24 protein-coding genes are annotated in these 23117 nt (G+C 69.8%); 22 read left to right on the top strand and 2 right to left on the bottom strand.

What is annotated here, in order from left to right; all coding sequences use genetic code 11:
* The first annotated feature begins 148 nt into the window (after positions 1–148).
* The 15 genes from ffh (at position 149) to dprA (ending at position 12770) form a co-directional block, all read left to right on the top strand.
* Positions 149–1687 carry a signal recognition particle protein gene (gene ffh, locus H0B56_RS22120; protein WP_180895048.1) on the top strand — a complete coding sequence of 513 codons (1539 nt, stop codon included), beginning with the start codon at positions 149–151 and terminating at the stop codon, positions 1685–1687.
* An 18-nt stretch (positions 1688–1705) separates the two neighbouring features.
* Entirely contained in the window at positions 1706–2833 is a 1128-nt protein-coding gene (locus H0B56_RS22115) for an amidohydrolase family protein (protein WP_180895047.1), read from the top strand.
* A gap of 74 nt (positions 2834–2907) precedes the next feature.
* Positions 2908–3606, top strand: coding sequence for a CPBP family intramembrane glutamic endopeptidase (locus H0B56_RS22110; protein ID WP_343064007.1), 699 nt, complete (start codon positions 2908–2910; stop codon positions 3604–3606).
* Positions 3606–4352, top strand: coding sequence for a CPBP family intramembrane glutamic endopeptidase (locus H0B56_RS22105; protein WP_180895045.1), 747 nt, complete (start codon positions 3606–3608; stop codon positions 4350–4352). Before H0B56_RS22110 ends, H0B56_RS22105 begins: the two co-directional genes overlap by 1 nt.
* Positions 4353–4683: 331 nt before the next feature.
* A complete protein-coding gene (gene rpsP / locus H0B56_RS22100) occupies positions 4684–5178 on the top strand; it encodes a 30S ribosomal protein S16 (RefSeq protein WP_180895044.1) in 495 nt (164 codons plus the stop codon).
* The gene (locus H0B56_RS22095) at positions 5175–5414 is read left to right on the top strand and encodes an RNA-binding protein (RefSeq protein ID WP_089302424.1); all 240 of its coding nucleotides are present in this window, start codon (positions 5175–5177) and stop codon (positions 5412–5414) included. The genes rpsP and H0B56_RS22095 overlap by 4 nt, the downstream gene beginning before the upstream one ends.
* 67 nt (positions 5415–5481) lie before the next feature.
* Positions 5482–5991 (top strand): ribosome maturation factor RimM, encoded by a 510-nt coding sequence (gene rimM, locus H0B56_RS22090; protein WP_180895043.1) that lies wholly within the window; start codon positions 5482–5484, stop codon positions 5989–5991.
* A gap of 9 nt (positions 5992–6000) precedes the next feature.
* On the top strand, positions 6001–6795 hold the full coding sequence (gene trmD / locus H0B56_RS22085) for a tRNA (guanosine(37)-N1)-methyltransferase TrmD (protein ID WP_180895042.1): 795 nt from the start codon (positions 6001–6003) through the stop codon (positions 6793–6795).
* A 335-nt stretch (positions 6796–7130) separates the two neighbouring features.
* Positions 7131–7493, top strand: coding sequence for a 50S ribosomal protein L19 (gene rplS / locus H0B56_RS22080; protein WP_089302421.1), 363 nt, complete (start codon positions 7131–7133; stop codon positions 7491–7493).
* Between the two features lie 42 nt (positions 7494–7535).
* Positions 7536–8327, top strand: a complete 792-nt coding sequence (gene lepB, locus H0B56_RS22075) for a signal peptidase I (protein WP_180895041.1) — start codon at positions 7536–7538, stop codon at positions 8325–8327.
* 75 nt (positions 8328–8402) lie between these two features.
* The gene (locus H0B56_RS22070) at positions 8403–9038 is read left to right on the top strand and encodes a ribonuclease HII (RefSeq protein WP_425484572.1); all 636 of its coding nucleotides are present in this window, start codon (positions 8403–8405) and stop codon (positions 9036–9038) included.
* A 214-nt stretch (positions 9039–9252) separates the two neighbouring features.
* Entirely contained in the window at positions 9253–9576 is a 324-nt protein-coding gene (locus H0B56_RS22065; RefSeq protein WP_089302420.1) for a DUF2469 domain-containing protein, read from the top strand.
* A gap of 177 nt (positions 9577–9753) precedes the next feature.
* Complete coding sequence (locus tag H0B56_RS22060; protein WP_180895040.1) at positions 9754–10110, top strand: YraN family protein; 357 nt, start codon at positions 9754–9756, stop codon at positions 10108–10110.
* Complete coding sequence (locus H0B56_RS22055) at positions 10111–11622, top strand: YifB family Mg chelatase-like AAA ATPase (protein WP_180895039.1); 1512 nt, start codon at positions 10111–10113, stop codon at positions 11620–11622. It begins immediately after the preceding gene.
* Positions 11622–12770 carry a DNA-processing protein DprA gene (gene dprA, locus H0B56_RS22050; RefSeq protein ID WP_180895064.1) on the top strand — a complete coding sequence of 383 codons (1149 nt, stop codon included), beginning with the start codon at positions 11622–11624 and terminating at the stop codon, positions 12768–12770. The genes H0B56_RS22055 and dprA overlap by 1 nt, the downstream gene beginning before the upstream one ends.
* Before the next feature lie 11 nt (positions 12771–12781).
* Here the strand turns inward: dprA and H0B56_RS22045 are convergent, their stop codons facing one another.
* Positions 12782–13537, bottom strand: coding sequence for a hypothetical protein (locus H0B56_RS22045; RefSeq protein ID WP_180895038.1), 756 nt, complete (start codon positions 13535–13537; stop codon positions 12782–12784).
* Between the two features lie 293 nt (positions 13538–13830).
* Here H0B56_RS22045 and H0B56_RS22040 point away from each other — a divergent pair, with 293 nt between their 5' ends.
* The 3 genes from H0B56_RS22040 to H0B56_RS23365 all read left to right on the top strand — a co-directional run bounded on the left by H0B56_RS22040 (position 13831) and on the right by H0B56_RS23365 (position 18636).
* Entirely contained in the window at positions 13831–14871 is a 1041-nt protein-coding gene (locus H0B56_RS22040) for a tyrosine recombinase XerC (protein WP_180895037.1), read from the top strand.
* Positions 14846–15742: a FliA/WhiG family RNA polymerase sigma factor gene (locus H0B56_RS22035; protein ID WP_180895036.1), complete on the top strand. Its 897-nt coding sequence runs from the start codon at positions 14846–14848 to the stop codon at positions 15740–15742. Before H0B56_RS22040 ends, H0B56_RS22035 begins: the two co-directional genes overlap by 26 nt.
* Positions 15743–15951: 209 nt before the next feature.
* Positions 15952–18636 (top strand): S8 family serine peptidase, encoded by a 2685-nt coding sequence (locus tag H0B56_RS23365; protein WP_219633054.1) that lies wholly within the window; start codon positions 15952–15954, stop codon positions 18634–18636.
* An 85-nt stretch (positions 18637–18721) separates the two neighbouring features.
* Here H0B56_RS23365 and H0B56_RS23115 read toward each other — a convergent pair whose 3' ends face one another.
* Positions 18722–19270, bottom strand: coding sequence for a M23 family metallopeptidase (locus tag H0B56_RS23115; protein ID WP_343064005.1), 549 nt, complete (start codon positions 19268–19270; stop codon positions 18722–18724).
* 463 nt (positions 19271–19733) lie between these two features.
* On the opposite strand from H0B56_RS23115, the gene rpsB reads away from it, so the two are divergent.
* The 4 genes from rpsB to frr all read left to right on the top strand — a co-directional run bounded on the left by rpsB (position 19734) and on the right by frr (position 23105).
* Entirely contained in the window at positions 19734–20615 is an 882-nt protein-coding gene (gene rpsB / locus H0B56_RS22020; protein WP_180895034.1) for a 30S ribosomal protein S2, read from the top strand.
* 94 nt (positions 20616–20709) lie between these two features.
* Positions 20710–21534 carry a translation elongation factor Ts gene (tsf, locus tag H0B56_RS22015; protein ID WP_089302411.1) on the top strand — a complete coding sequence of 275 codons (825 nt, stop codon included), beginning with the start codon at positions 20710–20712 and terminating at the stop codon, positions 21532–21534.
* A 201-nt stretch (positions 21535–21735) separates the two neighbouring features.
* Positions 21736–22479, top strand: coding sequence for a UMP kinase (pyrH, locus tag H0B56_RS22010; protein ID WP_180895062.1), 744 nt, complete (start codon positions 21736–21738; stop codon positions 22477–22479).
* A 68-nt stretch (positions 22480–22547) separates the two neighbouring features.
* Positions 22548–23105: a ribosome recycling factor gene (gene frr, locus H0B56_RS22005; RefSeq protein ID WP_089302409.1), complete on the top strand. Its 558-nt coding sequence runs from the start codon at positions 22548–22550 to the stop codon at positions 23103–23105.
* The last annotated feature ends 12 nt before the right edge of the window (positions 23106–23117 follow it).

Genomic DNA, 23117 nt, shown 5'->3' with positions numbered 1-23117 from the left:
CTGACGACCGGTCGCCTGCGGACTCGAACGGCGTGCTCGATCCGGCCCTCGCACGAACCGGGAGCCGTCGGGATACTGTGGGGGTGGCTGGGTACCTCGCGGCCGAACGGTCCCGGCAGAGCAACCACGACCAGCTGGAGTGCGACCTGTGTTCGACACCCTCTCCGACCGCCTCACGTCGGTCCTGCAGAACCTGCGCAGCAAGGGCAAACTGACCGAAGCCGATATCGATGCGACAGCGCGCGAGATCCGCGTGGCGCTGCTGGAAGCCGACGTGGCGCTGCCCGTGGTTCGCTCCTTCATCGGCCAGGTCAAGGAGCGGGCCAAGGGTGCCGAGGTCTCGCAGGCGCTGAACCCGGCGCAGCAGGTCGTCAAGATCGTCAATGACGAACTCGTCGGCATCCTCGGCGGGGAGAGCCGCAGGCTCAACCTCGCCAAGAACCCGCCGTCCGTGATCATGCTCGCCGGCCTGCAGGGGTCCGGTAAGACCACGCTGGCAGGCAAGCTGGCGATGCATCTCAAGGGCAAGGGGCACACGCCACTGCTTGTCGCCTGCGACCTGCAGCGCCCGAACGCGGTGACGCAGCTGCAGGTTGTCGGCGAGCGTGCGGGCGTGCCGGTGTTCGCCCCGGAAGAGGGCAACGGGGTGGGGGACCCGGTCGATGTGGCGCGGCGCGGTGTCGATGAGGCCCGCAGCGCGCAGCACGACATCGTGATCGTCGACACCGCGGGGCGGCTGGGTGTCGACGAGGAGATGATGCGGCAGGCCTCCGACATCCGGGACGCCGTGCAGCCGGACGAGACCCTGTTCGTGGTCGACGCTATGACCGGTCAGGATGCCGTGACCACCGCGGAGGCGTTCCGCGACGGCGTCGGCTTCAGCGGTGTGGTGCTCACCAAGCTCGACGGCGACGCGCGTGGTGGTGCTGCGCTGAGCGTTCGTGAAGTGACCGGGCAGCCGATCCTGTACGCGTCGAACGGCGAGAAGCTGGCGGACTTCGACGCGTTCCATCCGGACAGGATGGCCAGCCGGATCCTGGGCATGGGCGACATGCTCACGCTGATCGAGCAGGCTGAGCAGGCTTTCGACCAGCAGCAGGCCGAGCAGACCGCCGCGAAGATCGGCACCGGCGAGCTCACTCTGGAGGACTTCCTCGAGCAGATGCTGTCGGTGCGCAAGATGGGGCCCATCGGCAACCTGCTCGGCATGCTCCCCGGCGGCGGTCAGATGAAGGAGCAGCTCGCCGACTTCGACGACTCCCACCTGGACCGGCTCCAGGCGATCATCAGGGGCATGACGCCCGCGGAACGCGCGAACCCGAAGATCATCAACGCCTCGCGGCGGTTGCGTATCGCGAACGGGTCCGGCGTAGCGGTACGCGATGTCAACGATCTGGTCAACCGGTTCTTCGAAGCGCGCAAGATGATGGCCCAGATGGCGGGCAGCTTCGGCTTCGGAGGCGGCGCGGGCGGCAGCAAGAAGAACCGCAAGGGCAAGAAGGGCAAGAAGGGCAAGGGCCGCGGCCCCACGCCGCCCAAGGTCAAGGGCGGTATGCCGGGCGGGATGCCGATGCCTCCTGCCGGTGGCGGCGAGGGCGCGCCCGACATGTCCAAGCTCGGCGGCGGCATGAACGAGCTGCCCCCCGGGTTCGATCCGTCGAAGCTCAACCTGCCGAAGAAGAAGTAAGCGAGTGTTGCCCGCTTGATGACGGAGCCGCAAGGGTCGAGCCAGGACGGTCCGGAGCCCTCGCAGCCCGCACTGCACCTGCGCTGCGTCGTGCTGCCGGACGGTGACGAGCGTGACCTGTGGGTCCAGCACGGCAGGGTCTGGCACACCCCGGTCCCGGGGGCGCGCACCATCGCCGAGTCCGGCTACGTGCTCCCGGGGTTGGTCGACGCGCACTGCCACCCGGGTATCGGTACCGGGGACACGACGGCCGCGACGCTCGACGAGGCACGCGAGCAGGCCATCGCCGACAGGGACGGCGGTACGCTGCTGGTGCGCGACTGCGGCGTGCCGATGGACAACAGTCCCCTGCAATCCCAACCGGACCTGCCGCGCATCATCCGTGCAGGCAGGCACGTGGCGCTGGCCAAGCGATACATCCCCGGTCTCGGTATCGAGCTGGACGATCCCGGGCTGCTCGGTCAGGCAGTCGCCGAGCAGGCCGCCGCGGGGGACGGCTGGGTCAAGCTCGTCGGCGACTGGATCGACCGGTCGGTGGGCGACCTCGCCCCACTGTGGCCCGATGACGTGCTTGCGGAAGCGATCCGGGTGGCGCACGGCGCTGGCGCGCGGGTGACCGCGCACGTGTTCGGCGAGGACGCGCTACCCGGGCTGCTCGAAGCGGGGGTGGACTGCCTCGAACACGCCACCGGGCTGCTGTCGGCAGGGCTCGTCGACGAGGCCGCGCGGCGCGGTGTCGCGGTCGTGCCAACCTTGATCAACATCGAGACTTTCCCGGCGATCGCGGACCAGGCACACAAGTACCCGACATACGCATCCCACATGCGGGCACTGCACGCGGGCGCGGGCGAGATGGTCCGGGCAGCGCTTGAGGCCGGTGTGCCGATCTACACCGGGACCGACGCGGGCGGGACGATCGCGCACGGCCGTCTCGCCGACGAGATGGTGGCGTTACGTGACGCCGGGATGCCCGACGAGCGGGTTCTGGGGGCCGCGTCCTGGAGCGCGCGGGAGTGGCTCGGGTACCACCGGCTCGACGACGGGACCGAGGCCGACCTGCTCGTGTTCGATCGCGACCCGCGCGTCGACGTCGGTGTGGTGCGCACACCGGCGCGCGTGGTACTCCGGGGCACGGTTGTCCGGTGAGTACACCTACGGGGGACGGCGAGCCGGGGCGGCGGGAGCCTGCCGGGCCGCGGGCGCCCACGGGCGACGGCCTCGTGCTCGGCACGCACTGGGGCCTGCTGGCGCTGTTCATCGGGCTGGGCGGGTATCACCTCGCGGGCCTGCTGGTGGGGCTGGTGGTGACCGGGGCCGAACCGGGAGTGGGGCCGCTGACCGTACCCGAGCTCGGGCCGGTGCTCCTGCTCGCCTTCGTGCCGAACCTGCTTCTCGGCGTCGGGCCCGTGCTCGGTTCCCGGCTCTGGGGGCAGGGGCCGCGCTCCGACTACGCGCTGCTCCCGAACTGGCGTGACGTGCAGATCGGCGTCGCCTGCGGTGGCTTCGCCCTGCTCGCCGGTTACCTGATCAACCTGCTCACGATCACTGTCTACGGGGCGGACGAGTTCACGGACAGCCCGCTGCACGGGCTCGCCGAAGGGCTGGGAGACGACGTGGTGTGGCTGCTGGTGTTCGCGGGCGCGCTGGTGATCGTGGCCCCGCTCACCGAGGAGCTGCTCGTGCGGGGCGCGCTGTGGAACGCGCTCGCGCACTACCGGGTACCTGCCTGGGCCATCGTGGTGCTCAGCGCCGTGCTGTTCGCGTACCTGCACGCCGAACCGGCGCGAACGCTCGCGCTGTTCGGGCAGGGTGTCGCGATCGGCCTCGCGCGTTACGTCACCGGCCGCCTCGGCGCGAGCGTGGTCGCGCATGGTACGAACAACCTCCCACCCGCGATCCTGCTTTTCCTGGTGTCCTGATGGCGTCCGTTCAGGTGCGAACAGAGCCGCTGCCGAGCCCCCGTTGGGGGTTCGGCGCGTTCTTGCTGGTGGAGGCAGTGCTGCTGACCACGGCGGCCTTCGTCTCCGCGCTGCTGGGGTCGTCATCGGGCGGGGAGAGCATCCCGACCCAGCACGTGCTGATCGGGACCATCGCGCCGACCCTGGTCGCGGTGGCCGTCGCGTTGCTCGTCACAGTGGTGCGCGGGAACGGCCCCGTCCGGGACCTCGCTCTCCAGCCGCGCTGGGACGACGTCAAGACAGGCCTGCGGTTCGGTGCGCTCGGCCTGGTGATCACCACGCTCGGCGTCGCCGTGTGGACCCGGTTCGTCGGCGAGGACGACGCGCAGTCGGCGATCGGTGCGCTGGTGGCCGACCGGCCGCTGTCGGTGTATGCCGCGCTGACCGTGTTCTTCTACCTGTGGCTGGTCGGCCCCATCTGTGAAGAGATCATCTTCCGCGGCCTGCTGTGGAGTGCCATCGAGCGCCTGCAGTGGAAGACGATCCTGTGGGGGAGGTTCGCCGCGTTCGTGATCTCCACGGCGGTTTTCGCCGTCAGCCACCTCGAACCGCTGCGGACCACGCTGCTGCTGGTGATCGCCATCCCGATCGGGCTCGCCAGGCTGGTCACCGGACGGTTGCTCGCCAGCATCATCGCGCACCAGGTCAACAACTTCTTTCCGGCGCTGGCGATCCTGCTGACCGCACTGGGCGTGCTGCAGCTGTAGGGGCAGGCGGGCCGGGCCCCGGATGCCGAGGGTGGTCGACGAGTACGGGGACGACGTCTGGCACAATGAATCCTTGCCTGCCTCGACCGGGCCCTCTCACCGTGTCGAGGTTCTGATGAACACAGCCTTCCGGCTGCGGCGTCCGCCCCCCACTCGGATGGCGCGTGGCCGACCACGATCGAACGGACAGACACAAGGAGGGTTATTCACGAACCGGCGGGTGGTGCTGCCGACCCGCTGTCGCTGAGTCCAGCGGGAACGGGTACGCGTCCCCGCCCGGTCCAGTCGTGAACGACTCGACTTCGGTTAACACACAAGGAGTTCCACACCCGTGGCCGTCAAGATCAAACTGCAGCGTCTCGGCAAGATCCGTGCGCCCTACTACCGGGTCATCGTGGCCGACGCCCGCACTCGCAGGGATGGCAGGGCCATCGAAACGATCGGGAAGTATCACCCGAAGGACGAGCCGAGCCTGATCGAGGTCGACTCCGAGCGCGCGCAGTACTGGCTCGGTGTCGGCGCGCAGCCGACGGAGCCGGTCCAGCGTCTGCTCCGTGTCACCGGTGACTGGCAGAAGTTCAAGGGCCTGCCCGGTGCGGAAGGCCGCCTGAAGGCCGCCGAGCCCAAGCCGAGCAAGGAAGAGCTGTTCAACAAGGCTCTCGCCGAGGCCGATGGCGAGTCCACCGCGGAGGCGGGGACGGCGAAGAAGAAGGGCGGCAAGAAGTCCGCCAAGTCGGAGGAGTCCGGTGGCGGTGCTTCCGCCACGGCCGATGACGCGGGCGACGGAGCGACCGGGCAGGACGCCGCTACCGAGGACGGGGCGTGAGCTTTCTCGCGGACTCCCTCGAGCACCTCGTTCGTGGCATCGTCGAACATCCCGACGAGGTGCGCGTCGAGCTGGTCACGAACCGGCGCGGACGTACGCTGGAAGTGCACGTCCATCCCGATGACCTCGGCAAGGTCATCGGTCGAGGCGGGCGCACGGCTACGGCGTTGCGGACCGTGATGGGCGGGGTCGGTGGTCGTGGCGTTCGCGTGGACGTGATCGATACGGATCGGTGACCCCGCGTCCGCGCACCCACCCCTCGCGTAGTGGCGGGGAGCGGGCGCAGCCGCAGGAAGGTGAGGCGTGGACGTCGTCGTCGGGCGGGTGGCCAAGGCACACGGCATTCGCGGCGAGCTCGTGGTCGATGTGCGTACCGACGCGCCGGACGAACGTTTCGCGGACGAGGCGGGGCTCACCGCGCGACGCAAGCACGGACCGTCCACCGCGCTGACCGTGCGGAGCAGCCGGTGGCACGGTAACCGGCTGCTCGTCCGGTTCGATCAGGTCAGTACACGGGAGGACGCCGAGGCGCTGCGCGGCTGCCTGCTCGTCGTCGACACCGCAGAGCTGCCGCCTGCCGAGGACCCCGAGGAGTTCTACGATCACGAGCTGATCGGGCTGCGCGCCGAACGCGCCGACGGCACGCCCGTCGGTCCCGTTCGGGACGTGGCGCACGGTCCGGCCGGCGACCTGCTCGTGCTCGACGTGGATGGTCACGAGGTGCTCGTCCCGTTCGTACGCGCGATCGTGCCGACGGTGGACGTCGAGGGGGGCAGGCTGGCGCTCGACCCCCCGGAAGGCCTTCTGGAGTAACCCGTAACGATGCGCATCGACGTCATCACGATCTTCCCGGAGTACCTCCAGCCGTTGCGTGCTGCGCTGCTCGGGAAGGCCATCGAGCGGGGTCTGATCAGTCTCGACGTGCACGACCTGCGTGACTGGACGCACGACGTGCACCGCGCCGTGGACGACGCGCCCTACGGCGGTGGCCCGGGCATGGTGATGAAGCCGCAGGTGTGGGGCGAGGCACTGGATGCCGTCGCACCGCGGACGGAGAGCGACGAGCACGGGACCGAGCACGGGACGGGGCGCCGCCCGCGTCTCGTGGTGCCGACCCCGGCCGGGCGCCCGTTCACCCAGCGATGCGCCCAGGAGTACGCGGCGGAGGAACATCTGATCTTCGCGTGTGGCCGCTATGAAGGCATCGATCAGCGTGTCATCGACGATGCGGCGCGCAGGATGCCGGTCGACGAGGTATCGATCGGGGACTACGTGCTGGTCGGCGGCGAGGCTGCCGTGCTGGTGATCGTCGAGGCGTTCGCGCGGTTGCTGCCCGGGGTGCTCGGCAACCCGAGCTCGGCCGCGCAGGACTCGTTCTCCACGGCACTGGACGGGTTACTCGAAGGTCCGAGTTATACGCGCCCCGAGGTGTGGCGCGACCTCGCCGTTCCGGACGTGCTGCTGTCCGGTAACCACGCACTCGTGGACCGGTGGCGCAGGGATCAGGCGTTGGTCCGGACCTTCCACCGCCGTCCGGACCTGGTGGACCGGCTGCCGGAGGAGGCGCTCGACGAGCGGGATCGTGCACTGCTCGAGTCGTTGCGGGCGGACCGGTGAGGTGCCGGTCCGCGGCACGCTTGCGCGGTGACCTCCCCCGGGTGCGCCGCGGGGAGTGGGATCTGTAATACTGACACCGTCGGCGTGATCGCGCGGTGCGCGCGACATGTCACTGTAAATCTCCAGGCCGGGTGAGTTGTTCACGACCCAGCGGGCAGGAGTCGCCGAGCGTCACGCCGCACGGTGACTCGCGCCGTAGAGCGGGGGTGTGGCGGTCTCCACGGCAGCAGCGAGCGAGTACGACTCGACCGCATGCCGGGGCCCCGCGTTGGACACCGCGTCCCACGTGCCTGGATGTAGGTAAGCCATACGATGAACGAGGACGGACCAAGACGATGAACACCCTGGACGCTCTTGACGCCGAGTCGCTGCGTTCCGACATCCCGTACTTCCGGGCAGGCGACACGTTGAAGGTTCACGTCCGCGTCATTGAGGGCACCCGGGAGCGGAACCAGGTCTTCCAGGGTGTGGTCATCCGCCGCCAGGGCGGCGGTGTCCGCGAGACGTTCACCGTGCGCAAGGTCTCGTTCGGTGTCGGCGTGGAGCGGACGTTCCCGCTGCACTCACCGAACATCGCCAAGATCGAGGTGGCCAAGCGCGGTGTGGTCCGGCGCGCCAAGCTCTACTACTTGCGCAACCTGCGCGGTAAGAAGGCACGTATTCCGGAGCGTCGGGAGTCGGCCGTCGCGCGTTCCTGACGCGCCTGGTCGAGAACCTGTTCTGGCCCCGTGGTCAAGCCCGTGCCTGCGAGTGGATCCGGCGACAGTCCCGATGACCGGGGACGGTTCGACAAGGAGTCAGCCTCCGGCGAGGCGTCGCGCAGTGGTGGCGCGCATCGCAAACGTAAGCCGGAGAAGCAGCGTTCCTTCTGGAAAGAGCTGCCCATCCTCATCCTCGTCGCTCTCGTCCTGACGTTCACCATCCAGCATTTCGTGGCGCGGGTGTACATGATCCCGTCCGGTTCGATGCAGACCACGTTGCACGGGTGTCCCGGCTGTACGCCGGATCGTGTGCTGGTCGACAAGCTCGTGTACAACTTCACCGACCCGGAGCCGGGTGATGTGGTGGTGTTCCACGGGCCACGGGCCTGGACCGAGACCGATGCTCCGGTGGCGGAGCCCGCGAACCCCGTGGCGGGGTTCCTGCGGCAGCTCGGTGCCGTGGTGGGCATGGCCCCACCGGACGAACGGGACTTCGTCAAGCGCATCATCGCCGAGGGTGGTCAGACGGTGGAGTGCTGCGACGAGCAGAACCGCGTGCTGGTCGACGGGAGTCCGCTCGACGAGCCGTACCTGCACTGGGAACCCGGCCGGGAACGTGAGCAGCGGTCCTTCGGCCCGGTCGAGGTGCCGGAGGACTCCCTGTGGATGATGGGCGACAACCGCAACAACTCCAGCGACTCGCGGATCCAGGGCGGCGGTGGTGAGCAGGGTGCCGTGCCGGAGGACCACGTCGTAGGCAAGGCGCGCGTGATCGTCCTGCCCCCCGGTCGTTGGGGCAGTGTCAGCGACTTCAATCCGCAGCACGACTAGGAGCCCGTTGTGGTGAAGGGCACCACATCGAGCGGCCGGCCGTACCGGGAAGCACTCCGGCCCGGCCGCGTGCCGATCCGGCGGGACTCGGGTACCTGGGGTGTGCAGCGAGCGCTCGCGCGACGCGGCTTCGGACCTGTCGCGGGCGTGGACGAAGCCGGTCGCGGGGCATGTGCGGGTCCACTGGTCATCGCGGCGTGCGCGCTGCCTGCGCGGCCGGAACCGGGACTGGATGAGCTGACCGACTCCAAGCGCCTGAGCGAGGCCACGCGGGAACGCCTGTACGACGAGATCGTCGCGCTGGCCGCGGCCTATGCCGTGGTGGTAATCGGACCCGACGAGATCGACGCCGACGGTGTGCACGCCGCGAACATCAGCGGCATGCGCAGGGCGGCGGCACGTCTCGAGCCGCATCCCGGCTACGTGCTGACCGACGGGTTCCGGGTCGACGGCCTCGCCGCGCCGAGCGTGCCCGTGATCAAGGGTGATCAGGCAGCGGCCTGCGTGGCGGCCGCATCCGTACTGGCCAAGGTGACCAGGGACCGGATGATGGCGGAGCTGCACACGAGGTATCCGATGTACGGGTTCGCCACCCACAAGGGGTACAGCACGGCCGAACACGCCAGAACGCTGGCCGAGTACGGGCCGAGCGCGGTGCACAGGTGGTCCTACGCCAACGTCGCGGCGGCCGCGCGCTCCGGGGCAGGGTAGCGGACACTGTCGCGGTCCGTCGCCCGCGTGGTGGGAGACCTGCCGGCGCGCGCCCCTCGCCCTGTTCGAGTGGTGGCGGTGTGGTGAAGAATGGACATGAGTATTGGTGACGCGGCGGTCACGAGTATCCTACGAGCATTCGCCGGTGAGCGGTGACGCGAACTGCGCGGACGGGCGTGACGCAGCTGGACAGCCGAGGAGGGACGCCACCCGGATGAGCGCGGAAGACCTCGAGAAGTACGAGACGGAGATGGAGCTGTCGCTGTACCGCGAGTACCGCGACATCGTCGGCCAGTTCGCTTACGTCGTGGAGACCGAGCGGCGCTTCTACCTGGCCAACGCAGTGGATGTCCAGGTGCGTGACGCGGGCGGCGAGGTGTACTTCGAAGTGGCGATGTCCGACGCGTGGGTATGGGACATGTACCGGCCGGCACGGTTCGTCAAGAACGTTCGGGTCATCACGTTCAAGGACGTCAACGTCGAGGAGCTGGACAAGCCCGACCTCAAGCTGCCTGACGACGGCCCCTTCGCGGGCTGAATGACGCTTTCGGTCCACGAGACGGGCTGACGGCGTCATCCAGCGTTCCGTATCGAGTTGTCCACCGGTGGGGGGTTGTCCACAGCCACCACCGGACGTACTGGTGCCCCACCCGAGGCGCACGGCAGTGTCGTCCCGGACGTAACTGGTCGTGCGGGACTCGAGGGGGCGGCAACGGTGGGCGGCCGGAACAGGCTGGGACGTGACGGTGAGGAGCTGGCCCAGCAGTACCTGGAGGCGTGCGGCGTCGTCGTGCTCGAACGCAACTGGCGGTGCCGTGACGGCGAGCTGGACATCATCGCGACGGATGGCGAGAGCCTGATCGTCTGCGAGGTCAAGACACGGTCGGGGACCGGGTACGGCCAGCCGGCCGAGGCGGTGAGCGCCGCGAAGGTCGCACGTATCCGCAGGCTGGCGTACCGCTGGCTGTCGATCTACTGCGTGCCGTGGGTGCCGGTCCGGTTCGATGTCCTCGCGATCGTCTGGCGTGCGGGCGACGGCCCGGCGATCCGGCACATCGAGGGGGCGTTCTAGATGGCCCTCGGTCGCGCCTGGTCCATCGCGCTGCTCGGCTTGCGCGGCACGGTCGTGGAGATCGAGGCGGACATCGGCGCGGGCCTGCCGGGGACGAAGCTGCTCGGCCTACCGGACCCGGGCTTGCGCGAGGCGAAGGACCGCGTGCGTGCCGCGGTACGCAACTCCGGAAACAGCTGGCCCGACAAGCAGGTCATCCTCGGCCTGTCCCCGGCCAACCTGCCGAAGGTCGGATCGGCCTACGACCTGGCGATCGCCATCGCCACGCTGGTGGCCGCGGGTGTGGCGCCCGATTCCGGGCTGTCCGGGACCACGCTGCTCGGCGAGCTGGCCCTCGACGGGCGGATCCGGCATGTGCGCGGGGTCCTGCCGAGCCTGCTCGCGGCGCGGGAAGCCGGGATGACCCGCGCCGTCGTGCCTGCGGAGTCGCTCGCCGAAGGCGGGCTCGTCCCCGGAATGGAGGTGTACGGGGCCGCCGAGCTGTCCGAGGTGCTCGACTGGCTGCGCGCGGACCGCGAGCTTCACACGGCGCCCGAGGCCGCCGCGCAGGTCCCCGACGCTGCGGGGGACCTCGCCGACGTGGTCGGCCAGCCCGAGGCTCGTCACGCGCTGGAGGTCGCCGCGGCCGGCGGGCATCACCTGCTGCTGATCGGCCCGCCCGGCGTCGGCAAGAGCATGCTCGCCCACCGCTTGCCCGGGCTGCTGCCGCTGCTGGACGACGACGAGGCGCTCGAGGCCACCGCGGTGCGCTCGGTCGACGGCTCGCTACCGCCCGGAGCCCCGCTGATCCGGGTGCCGCCCCTGGTGGCGCCGCATCACTCGACCTCGGTGGCCGCGCTGATCGGCGGAGGCAGCGGCATCGCGGCGCCGGGGGCCATCAGCAGGGCACACCGAGGGGTGCTGCTGCTCGACGAGGCTTGCGAGTACGGGGCGGAGCGTCTCGAGTCGTTGCGTACCGCGCTGGAGGAGGGGGAGGTGCGGTTGGCCCGCTCACGCGGCGCGGTGACCTACCCGGCCCGCTTCCAGCTCGTGCTGGCGACGAACCCGTGCCCGTGCGCCCCTGCACGCGAGTCGGAATGCTCGTGCTCGCCCGCGGTGCGCAGGAGCTACCTCGGCAAGCTCTCCGGGCCGCTGCTCGACCGGGTGGATATCCAGGTCCGTATGCGGCCGGTCACGGCGATGGATGCGCACTCGGGGCCGACCGTGGACAGTACCGATGTGGTGCGCGGGCGCGTGCTACGGGCGCGCGACCGGGCGTTACGGCGCTGGTCGGAGCACGGCTGGCGGACCAATGCCGAGGTACCCGGACCGGCGCTGCGGCAGGAGTTCGCGCTACCGGCGACGGTGACCGCGGTGCTCGACCGCGCACTGGAGCGCAGCGCGGTGACGGCGCGGGGAGCCGACCGGTGCCTGCGGCTGGCATGGACGCTCGCCGACCTGGCCGCGCGGGATCGCCCCGAACCCGAGGACGTCGCCGCGGCACTGGAGTTCCGGGACAGGAGGGCGGTGTGATGGACGTCGCGGCCGATGAACGGGTGCGGGCCGCGCGCGCATACCTTCTCGGGGTCGCCGAGCCTCCCGCGCCTGCACTGACACGCCTCGTGACCGAGCAGGGAGCCGTCGCCGCCGCGGAGCGTGTGCACCGGGGCGACGTCCCTCGCGAGGTCGCCGAGCTGACCAGGGCACGCGCGCACCGGACCGTGAGCCCGGCCGAGCTGGACCGGGCGCGGCAAGCGGGCATGCGGCTGATCGTCCCGGAGGACGAGGAGTGGCCGGCGTGGCCGTTACTGAGCCTCGAGGTAGCCGCGGGCCGCGGTGTCGCGGGGATGCTCAGCCCGCTCGCCCTGTGGGCGTGCGGGCAGTCCCCGCTGGAGCGCACCGTCCGGCAGTCGGTCACGATCGTGGGTGCGCGGGCCGCCACCGGGTACGGCGAGCACACCGCAGCGGAGTGGGCGTACACGCTCGCCGCGCAGGGTGTCACGATCGTCTCCGGCGCCGCGTACGGCGTCGACGCCGCCGCCCATCGCGGCGCACTGGCGAGCACGGGCGGCACGGTCGCGGTGCTGGGGTGCGGGGTCGATGCCGGCTACCCGGCCGGTCACGAGGCGATGCTGCGCCGGATCGCCGAGCGTGGTCTCGTGCTCAGCGAGTACCCGCCGGGGACCCGTCCCGCGCGTCACCGCTTCCTGGTGCGCAACCGGCTGCTCGCCGCGCTGAGCGCAGGAACCGTCGTGGTGGAGGCCGACCTGCGCAGCGGCGCCCGCAACACCGCGAGCACGGCCACATCGCTCGGCAAGTCCGTGATGGCCGTACCGGGGCCGGTCACGTCGCGCATGTCGCGCGGCTGTCACGAGCTGGTCCGTTCCGCAGGGGCCACGCTTGTCGCCTCGGCTGCCGAGGTGGCCGAGGAGGTCGGCGGGTCAGGGGTGGACCCCGAGCAGCGCCCTGCCGAACAGGGGCGCGAGCTCGACGGCTTGTCCCGTACGGCCGTGCGGATCTACGACGCGCTGGACGCCCGCAGCGGCCGCTCGGCCGAGCAGCTCGCTACGGAGGCCGGGCTCCCGGTCGGCACGGCGCGTGCGGTGCTCTGCGAGCTGGAGCTGGACGGGCTCAGCCTGCGGCGCGAGGACGGGTGGCTGCGCGGCCGGTCCGTGCGCTGAGAGCCGCAGCGCTAGATCTCGTCCTCGATCTCCTCGAAGGATGCCATGACCTCGGCGATCACCGGTTCGGTCTGGTCACGCTCCGAGGGGACCGTCCAGCCGACGACGTCGTAGTAGGCGTGCTGGCCGTGCACGAGGACCCACCACATGACCTGGTTGACCCCTCCGCTGCTGGCGGTGACCTCGAAACGCATGGCGGGCCTGCCGTCGGCGGTCACCTCGCTGACGTCGTCGATCGTGGACTCGCCGAACTCGTCGCTGCGCAACCAGTCCTCGGTCAGCGACACGTAGTCGTCGAAGCTGGTGTAGTCCTCCTTCGGGTAGGTGAACACCTCCACCGAGGCCCTGGCGAGTGGCTCGCCCATGGCGATCACCGCCTCCACGTCCCGCAACTCGTCCGGCACCTCGGCCCAGTACCCGGGAACCCGGACCTGGCTCAAGCCGTCGCTGGCCACCACGGTGTCCGACAGCAGCTCACCGGGCTCGTCCAGGCGCTCTTCCGGGCGCTCGTCGGTGTCGCCGGGGGAGGCGGGCGGGTCCGTCTCGGCAGCGGAGGTCGGCACGGTCGTCGCGGGGACCGCCTCACCCGCGAGGCGCTCCGGTTCGGTGCCGGCACGGAGAGTGAGAAACCCGATCAGTAGCAGGCAGCAGGCGAGGGCGATCACCGCGACCCACGGTCCGCGTCGCCGGCCGCTCGTCCGCCCGGACCGTGGCTGCTCGGGGATCGCGAGATCGGCGCTGGGATGTTGCGACCAGTCGGGTGCCATACGGGAACTCCTCACCTGAGACCTGTTCTTCTGTCGGGATGTTCCCGACGCGTGGGTCGCCGGTGTTGCCGGTCACCGGCAGCCGCCGGTCGCGAGCCTCCCGCCGGCAGACCCTCGCCCGGCCACTCGTGCACGGCCCTCCGGGGCGGACGGCAGCCCATCGTAATCCAACTGGGTGATATGTCCGCATGCGTGCCGGAGGGGCCGATCAGCTGCGGCTCCCGGGCGCGAGTCGGTTGTGACGGTGTGGCGATCCTTGACCCGCGGCTCTCGCTCGCGCAGCGTTTGCCATCATGCGATCCTCTTCGTCCGACCGGGTGTCCACGCGCGGGCTCCGCGCGGTGTTGCCGGGTACGTGCGCGCGAGTCGTGGACGGCTTCGAACGCCATCTACGCGGTGAGCGCGGGCTGTCCGAGCACACCGTGCGGGCCTACACTGGGGACGTGATCTCGCTGATCGCGCACCTGCACGGCGTCGATCAGTCCGCTCCACCCGAGGGTGGCCCCGCCGAGGACGCCGATCTGGTCGGTCTCGATATCGCCGAGCTGCGCGGTTGGCTCGCGTCGCAGCATGCGGCAGGGGCCGGTCGGACGACCCTGGCCAGGCGTGCCGCCGCGGCGCGCACGTTCACCGCGTGGGCGTATCGCAGCGGCTACCTCCCCACCGACCCGGGACTGCGGTTGGCGTCCCCCCAGGTGCACCGCACGCTTCCGGGGGTGCTCAGTCCGGCGCAGGCGAGCGCGGCCATGCGGGCAGGCGACTCGCCTGGCGGCGACGCCGGTGGGCACGGCGACGCGGCTACCGACGAGGGGGCCGACGCGCTGACGCTGCGCGACCGCGCCGTGGTCGAGCTGCTCTACGCGACCGGGGTGCGGGTCTCCGAGCTGTGCGCCATCGACCTCGGTGACGTGAACCCGACCGACCAGCTGGTCCGGGTGTTCGGCAAGGGGCGCAAGGAACGCATGGTGCCGTTCGGCCGGCCGGCGGCGGATGCCCTGCGCGCGTGGCTGTCCAGGGGGCGCCCGGAGCTGGTGCCCTCGGGTGAGGGTGATCGGCAACAGGCGTTGTTCCTCGGCGCGCGGGGCGGCAGGCTCAACCCGCGCGCGGCACGCCGCGTCGTGCACGAGGCCGTCGGGCCGGTGGAGGGAGCCGTGGACATGGGACCGCACGGCCTGCGTCACACCGCCGCGACCCACCTGCTCGAAGGCGGTGCCGACCTTCGTAGCGTTCAGGAGTTACTCGGTCACGCTACGCTAGCGACCACACAGCTCTACACTCATGTCACAGTCGAGCGGTTGAAGGCGATCCATGATCGAACGCACCCCAGAGCCTGACAGGGACACCGGGGGCAGTGTGGTGAGCTCGGTCGCGAGCTCGGACCGTTACTCCGAGCCTGCGAGCGGCACCGAGCCGGACCGGAGCACGGCGGCGAGGGACGATCACCACGGCCCCGACGGCATCGACGCGCTGTGGCGCGAGTTCGCCCGCGCGCCGTGCCAGAGCGTGCGCGAGCGTCTCGTGCTGCATTACGCCCCGCTGGTCAAGTACGTCGCCGGGCGTGTAGGCACCGGGCTGCCCACTCATGTCGATGTCGGTGATCTCGTGCAGTCGGGGATATTCGGGCTGGTCGACGCCATCGAGAAGTTCGACCCCGACAAGGGGCTGAAGTTCGAGACATACGCGATGCAGCGGATCCGCGGCGCGATCCTGGACGACCTGCGCTCGCAGGACTGGGTTCCCCGCGCGGTCAGGAGCAGGGCAAGGGCGGTGGAGCGCGCGCTCGAACGTCTCGGCGCCCGCCTGCATCGCACTCCGACCGACGCCGAGCTGGCGCACGAGCTGGAGATCTCGGTCGCCGAGTTGCGCGATCTCTACGGGCAGTTGCAGCTGACCAGCGTGGTGGCACTGGAAGGGCTGGTCGGGGGGCACAGGGGCGACGGCCCGATCGCCGAGACGATCGCGGACGACGACGCGATCGACCCGGTGTCGGTGCTGGTGGACCGGGACAACCGCAAGCAGCTCGCCGACGCGATCGCGCAGCTGGCCGAGCGGGACCGCATCATCGTCAGCCTGTACTACTTCGAGAGCCTGACCCTCGCCGAGATCGGTCGTGTGCTCGGCGTGACCGAGTCCCGCGTGAGCCAGCTGCACACGCGCGCGGTGCTGCGGTTGCGCGCGAAGCTCACCGAGCAAGCCAACGCCTAAGGTCGTCCCCCATTCGAGTGAAAACTCGGCTGGTCGGCGTATTGCCATTCCAGCGGGACTGATCGAAGATCTCGGACGACCCGCGCCGAGGACCCGGATGACACCACTGGTGTAGAAACGTCCCGGATGTGCGAGAACCGCTACTGGGGGACAAGGTGTGTCGACAACCGCGTCCCGGCGCGCGACTCCGGTGGAAGGGACGTGATGTTGTGACGGTGTCACCGCACCGCAGAAGGTTCGCGGTTCTGACTGGCCTGGCGCTGGTGTTCGGCGTGCTCGCCGCCCCGGCAGGCGCCAGTGACAGTGCGGAGATCGCGCCGGTCTACCCGGCGCCCGCTGCCGAGGACGGCGCCATGACGCATGAGGCGCAGGGGCTGTGGTTCGTCGAGCTGGAAAGCCCGCCACGTGCGGCCGGGACGGCGCGTTCGCAGCTGAGCAGCGAGCGAGCGGAGTTCCGCGACAACGCTCGCGAGCACGACGTGCGGTTCCGCGAGCGGATGCGGTTCGACTCGCTGTGGAACGGGCTATCGGTGGAGCTCGATGCCGGCGAGGTCGGCAAGATGCGCGAGGTACCCGGTGTCAAGGCGCTCTACCCCGTGGAGCGGGTGGCGATCCCGGAGACCGCCGAGGCCGACCCGGAGCTTTCCGCCGCGCTCGGCATGACCGGCGCCGACATCGCGCAGTCCGAGCTCGGGCTGTCCGGTGACGGGCTGCGGGTCGCGGTGATGGATACCGGCATCGACTACACCCACCCCGACCTGGGTGGACCCGGCTCGTTCCCGACCGGACGGGTTGTCACCGGATGGGACTTCGTCGGCGACGACTTCGACGCCGGACACCCGGATACGCTGGAGCCCGACCCCGATGCCGACCCCATGGACTGCCACGGGCACGGCACGCACGTATCCGGCATCGTCGGCGCCGACGGCGAGGTTACCGGTGTGGCGCCCGACGTCGAGCTCGGCGCCTACAAGGTGTTCGGCTGCTCGGGAAGCACGACGGCGGACGTGATGATCGCCGCGATGGAGCGCGCGCTCGACGACGACATGGACGTGCTGAACATGAGTATCGGTTCGGCGTTCTCCTGGCCGCAGTACCCCACGGCGAAGGCCGCTGACGAGCTCGTCGACGAGGGCATGGTGGTGGTCTCCTCGATCGGCAACAGCGGTGCCAACGGCGTGTACTCGGCGAGCGCGCCGGGGCTCGGCGCCGACGTCATCGGCGTGGCCTCCTATGACAACGCGCGCATCACGGTGAACACGTTCGATGCCAACCCCGGTGGGGAGCCGGTGCCGTACATGCCGATGTCCGACGCGCCCGAGCCCCCGACCGAGGGAACCTCACCGGAGCTCACCGACGTGGGGCGCGCGTGCGTCGACTCCGAAGACGATGAGCTCGGCAGCGACCCCGAGGGCAAGGTCGCGCTGATCGAACGTGGCACGTGCACCTTCGACGAGAAGTACGCCGCCGCGATGGACGCAGGCGCCGAAGGCGTGGTGATCTCCAACAACGTCAGCGGGATGTTCGCAGGCGGCGGTATCACCGACCGTGGCGGGTTCGCGGTCGGTATCCCCGACACCGGTGGCGCGCACCTGCGCGAGCTGCTGGACGGTGCCGAGCCGGTGACGCTGACCTGGAGCGACGAGCAGACCGAGGTCCCCAACCCGAACGGCGGGCTGATCAGCTCGTTCAGCTCCTACGGGTTGTCCCCCGACCTGGATCTCAAACCGGATATCGGTGCGCCGGGCGGGCTGATCCGCTCGACCTACCCGATGCACCGCGGGGAGTACGCGACGGTGAGCGGCACGTCGATGTCCTCGCCGCACGTGGCCGGTGGTGTCGCGCTGCTTCTCGAGGCCGAGCCGTCCCTCGATGCCTCCGAGGTGCGTGACCTGCTGCAGAACAGTGCCGACCCGGCGCCGTGGTGGGGCAACCCGGATCTGGGCCTGCTGGACAACGTGCACCGGCAGGGCGCGGGCATGCTCGACGTGCCGGGAGCGGTGCAGGCGACGACCACGGTGACGCCGGGCAAGCTCGCGCTCGGCGAGAGCGAACCCGGTGCGCGGCGGCAGAAGCTGCGCATCACCAATGACGGCAGCGAGGCGGTGACCTACGAGCTGGAGCACGTCCCCGCGCTGGGCACGCACGGCAGCACGGTCGAGCCGTCGTTCAACGACGCCTTCGCGGAGGTGTCGTTCCGGCGGGACACCGTTACCGTGCCGCCGGGCCGGTCGGTCAACGCGCTGCTGCGCATCACCCCTCCCGAGGACGAGCTCGAGAACCTGCAGTACGGCGGCTATATCGAGGTGGTCGCGGCTGACGGGCAGGACGGCGAGGAGACCACAAGGGTGCCCTACGCCGGCTACGCGGGCGAGTACCAGTCGATCGAGGTGATGCCCCCGCTCGAGGAGGTCGGCGAGGACGGCGAGGTCGTCGAGCACGACGTCCCGTGGCTGACCAGGATCACCGAGTGCGAGGTCTTCATCGAGAACGAGTGCGTGGAGGGTGGCGAGTTCGAGAACCAGCCGGACGGTGCGACGTACTCCATGGAGACGGTGGACGGCTTGCCCGACATCCCGTACATGCTCGTGCACTTCCGTCATCAGGTGGAGAAGCTCGAGATGGTGGTGCGCGACGCCGATACGGGCATGCCGGTGTACCCGGTCGCCGACAAGGTCGTGGATCTCGAGCACGTGGAGCGGAACGCGACGAGCACGTCCTACTTCACCTACCCGTGGGACGGCACGGTGAGCGGCATGTTCGGCTGGTCGTGGCCGGTACCGGACGGCGACTACCGGATCGAGGTCCGGGCGCTGCAGGCACTCGGTGACCGGTGGAACGACGAGCACTGGGAGACGTGGACGTCCCCGGTGATCACGCTGGACCGCGGCTGAGCGTTCCTCGTCCGGCGGCCGTGGTCGCGCGCGGGCGGACCGTGCGCGACCACGGCCGCGGTCGTGTCCGGGATCGGGCCCGGGGTCACGACCCGGCGGCAGGCGGCACCGGCTTCAGGCGTAGCGGCCCGGCCCCGACCGCGGCCAGCGGGTCCAGGTACTCCTCGCCCCGGCGCAGGCCCCAGTGCAGGCAGCTCGACACCACGCAACCGGGATGCCCGGCAACGACGGTGGCGATCCGCTGGCCGGCGCGTACCCGGTCGCCGGCGGCCACGCGCGGTGTGACCGGCTCGTACGTGGTACGCAGCTGCCCGTGCTCGACCGAGATCACCCCTCGCCCCGCGAGCCGGTCCGCGTAGACGACCGTGCCGTCCCGCGCGGCGCGCACCGGCTGCCCGTGCGTGCCTTCCAGGTCGACCCCGCGGTGACCAGGGCAGAAGCGGCACTCCGGTCGTTCGAACGGCCGCACCACGCGCGGCCGTGGGCGCAGTGGCCAGACGAACCCGGTTCCGGTACCGGACGGCGCGTGCTCCGGCACAGCCGGCTCCGGGGCGGTCACCGGCCGCGCGTCGGGTGCCGCCAGCAGCGGTGCCGCCACACAGGCCGCCAGTACCAGGATGAGAACGGGACGCACGCGGCTATCGTGGCGCAACCGGCGGGGGCGGTGCGTGCTCGGCGCCGGATCCGTGGAGCGTTGCCGGTGCTGTGTACGACTCGCTCCCCGACCCCGTGGACGCGACCCCGTGACCGGGAACGCGCTACCGAGCCCGCACACCGCGCGATGCCGGCGACGCGTACACTGACTCCCGCAACCCGCCACAGGTGGGTTGACTTCGCGTGCGCGTGCACGGCGGTGCGTTCTCCGGGCGCCGCGGCACCGTGGCGAGTTCGCGCCGAGGGGCGCGGCCGCCGCCTGGTGCGACGCTACTCGGGGCATGACCGCCGACGGCCACCCGCGGTTCCCCTCCGGTACGGCCAGGGGTTGGGTAGCCGGCAGCGCACCAGGGCGGTCGAGCGCGCTCGACCGCGGCAAACCGACCGCGTGCGTGCCGCGATGCCAGCGGCACGCCGAGACAGATAGAGGTGCGAACAAGGCTATGGCCGTCGTCACCATGAAGCAGTTGCTCGACTCCGGCGTGCACTTCGGGCATCAGACCCGGCGCTGGAATCCCAAGATGAAGCGCTACATCTTCACCGAGCGCAACGGCATCTACATCATCGACCTGCAGAAGACGCTGAACTACATCGATCGTGCCTACGACTTCATCAAGGAGACGGTGGCGCACGGCGGCACGATCATGTTCGTCGGGACGAAGAAGCAGGCCCAGGAAGCGATCGCCCGCGAGGCGCAGCGCGTCGGGATGCCGTTCGTCAACCAGCGCTGGCTGGGCGGCATGCTGACGAACTTCCAGACGGTGCACAGGCGCCTGCAGCGGCTCAAGGAGCTCGAAGCCATGGAGCAGACCGGCGGCTTCCAGGGGCTGACCAAGCGCGAGATCCTCACCCTCACCCGTGAGAAGGACAAGCTGGAGAAGACACTCGGCGGTATCCGCGACATGGCCAAGGTGCCGAGTGCCGTGTGGATCGTGGACACCAAGAAGGAGCACATCGCCGTCGGTGAGGCGCGCAAGCTCAACATTCCGGTGATCGCGATCCTGGACACCAACTGCGATCCGGACGAGGTCGACTACCCCATCCCGGGCAACGACGACGCCATCCGTTCCGCGGCGATGCTGACCAAGGTCGTGGCAGAGGGCGCCGCCGCGGGGCTGCTCGCCCGCTCGGCAGGGCGCAACGGCACCGCCGGTGAGGACGAGGACAAGCCCGAACCCGGTGTGGCAGGCGACGAGCCGCTCGCCGAGTGGGAGAAGGAGCTGCTCAGCGGCGAAGCCGCCGAGGGCGCCGAGGCCGAGGGTGAGCAGGCCGAGCAGGCAGAGTCCGGCAAGGTCGGCGAGGAGACCGAGCAGCCCACCTCCTGATTCCGGCGCGCCCCGCGCCCCGTCGCGGCGCGCGGGGCGCGCTGCCTTTCCGACAACCCGACCTCATCATTCGTGAAGGAACGGATTACCCACGATGACGAACTACACCGCAGCAGACGTCAAGCGCCTGCGCGAGCTGACCGGCTCCGGCATGATGGACTGCAAGAAGGCGCTCGAGGACAGCGAAGGGGACTTCGACAAGGCTGTCGAGTTCCTGCGCATCAAGGGGGCCAAGGACGTCGGTAAGCGTGCCGAACGCGCGACGGCGGAGGGGCTGATCGCCGGAGACGGCGGTGCCTTGATCGAGATGAACTCGGAGACGGACTTCGTCGCGAAGAACGACGAGTTCCAGGCACTGGCCGCACGGATCATCGAGGTGGCCAAGAACCTGCGCAGCGATGACGTGCAGCAGTTGAAGGACGCCCCCCTCGACGGCGGCACCGTCGACGACGCCGTGCAGTCGCTCGCCGCCAAGATCGGGGAGAAGCTGCAGTTGCGCCGGGTCGCCTCCTTCGACGGGAACGTCGAGACCTACCTGCACCGCAGGGGTGCCGATCTGCCGCCCGCGGTCGGCGTGCTCGTCGAGTACACCGGCGAGGGTGAGGAGGCCGCCGCCGCGGCGCGCGGTGCGGCGATGCAGGTGGCTGCGCTCAAGCCGCACTATCTCTCCCGGGACGAGGTGCCGGAGGATGTCGTGCAGGGCGAGCGCAACATCGCCGAGCAGAATGCCCGTGAGGAAGGTAAGCCCGAGCAGGCCATCTCCAAGATCATCGAGGGGAAGGTCAACGCCTTCTACAAGGACAACGTGCTGCTCGAACAGCCGTCCGTCACCGACAACAAGAAGACGGTGCAGCAGCTGCTCGACGAGGCGGGCGTCACGCTGACACGTTTCGCGCGCTTCGAGGTCGGCCAGTCCTGACCCGCGGCTGGTTACTGGTGATGCACCGTGCCCGGCACTGTGACAGCGGTCGACGACCCGGCTGGGACGGACAGTGCCAGGCTGGCCGTGATCACGGATCGTGTTGAGAGATAATCGTGCTGTGCTCCGCCCCCGCGGGGGCGGAGCACAGCACGATCGGCCCCGAACCTCACCCGCACCGGCTGCAGTGGAGACGGCATGATGACAGACCGACCCGTGCACGGTTACCGGCGAGTGCTGCTCAAACTCGGCGGTGAGATGTTCGGCGGCGGCTCGCTCGGCGTCGACCCGGACGTCGTACACGACGTGGCGCGCCAGATCGCCGAGGTGGTCCGGAGCGGGACACAGATCGCGGTCGTGATCGGCGGCGGGAACTTCTTCCGCGGCGCCGAGCTGAGCCAGCGAGGCATGGACCGGGACCGTGCGGACTACATGGCGATGCTCGGTACCGTCATGAACTGTCTCGCGCTGCAGGACTTTCTCGAGAAGCTGGATGTGCAGACGCGCGTGCAGAGCGCCGTCACGATGGGGCAGGTCGCGGAACCCTATGTCCCGCGCCGGGCGGAACGCCACCTGGACAAGGGGCGTTGCGTCATCTTCGCGGCGGGCGTGGGGATGCCGTACTTCTCTACCGATACCGCCGCTGCCCAGCGCGCGCTCGAGATCGGTTGCGAGGTCGTGCTCATGGCGAAGGCCGTGGACGGCGTGTACTCGGCGGACCCGAAGGTCGACCCGGACGCCGAGTTCTACGGAGCCATCAGCCACCGCGAGGCGCTCGAGAAGGGGCTCAAGGTGGCCGACACGACGGCGTTCAGCTTGTGCATGGACAACAACATGCCGATCATCGTGTTCAACCTGCTTGTCGACGGGAATATCGCCCGCGCTGTACGGGGGGAGTCGATCGGCACGCTCGTCGCCACCCCCGCTGCACAGGCAGTGCCCTAGACCTGCTGGGATCGGCACAAGCACGATCACGTTAGAGCGCGTGTCGGCACAGACCTCAAGGAGTTGCCGTGATCGACGAGACCCTCCTCGACGCCGAGGAAAAGATGGAAAAAGCGGTGTCCGTCGCGAAGGAAGACATGTCCACGGTGCGCACCGGCCGTGCCACGCCCGCCATGTTCGCGCGGATCCACATCGACTACTACGGCGCGCAGACCCCGCTGAACCAGCTCGCCAGCATCAATATCCCGGAAGCCCGGATGGCGGTGATCAAACCGTACGACGCCAGCCAGCTGGGTGAGATCGAGCGGGCCATCAGGGACTCCGACCTCGGAGTGAACCCGACCAACGACGGCACCATCATTCGCGTGGTGATCCCGCAGCTGACCGAGGAACGCCGTAAGGAGATGGTCAAGCTCGCCAAGTCCAAGGGCGAGGACGCCAAGATCTCCATCCGGGGCGTTCGCCGCAAGGCCAAGGACGAGCTCGACCGGATCGGCAAGGACGGCGAAGCGGGTGAGGACGAGGTGATGCGCGCCGAGAAGGAGCTGCAGAACCTGACCGACACCTACGTGCACCAGGTGGACGAGCTGGTCAAGCACAAGGAATCCGAACTGCTCGAGGTGTGAGCAGGTGGGAGT

The sequence above is a fragment of the Haloechinothrix aidingensis genome (assembly GCF_013450155.1).
In the GTDB taxonomy this organism is placed as follows: Bacteria; Actinomycetota; Actinomycetes; order Mycobacteriales; family Pseudonocardiaceae; genus Haloechinothrix; species Haloechinothrix aidingensis.
This window is presented reverse-complemented; position numbering and strand designations above follow the sequence as displayed.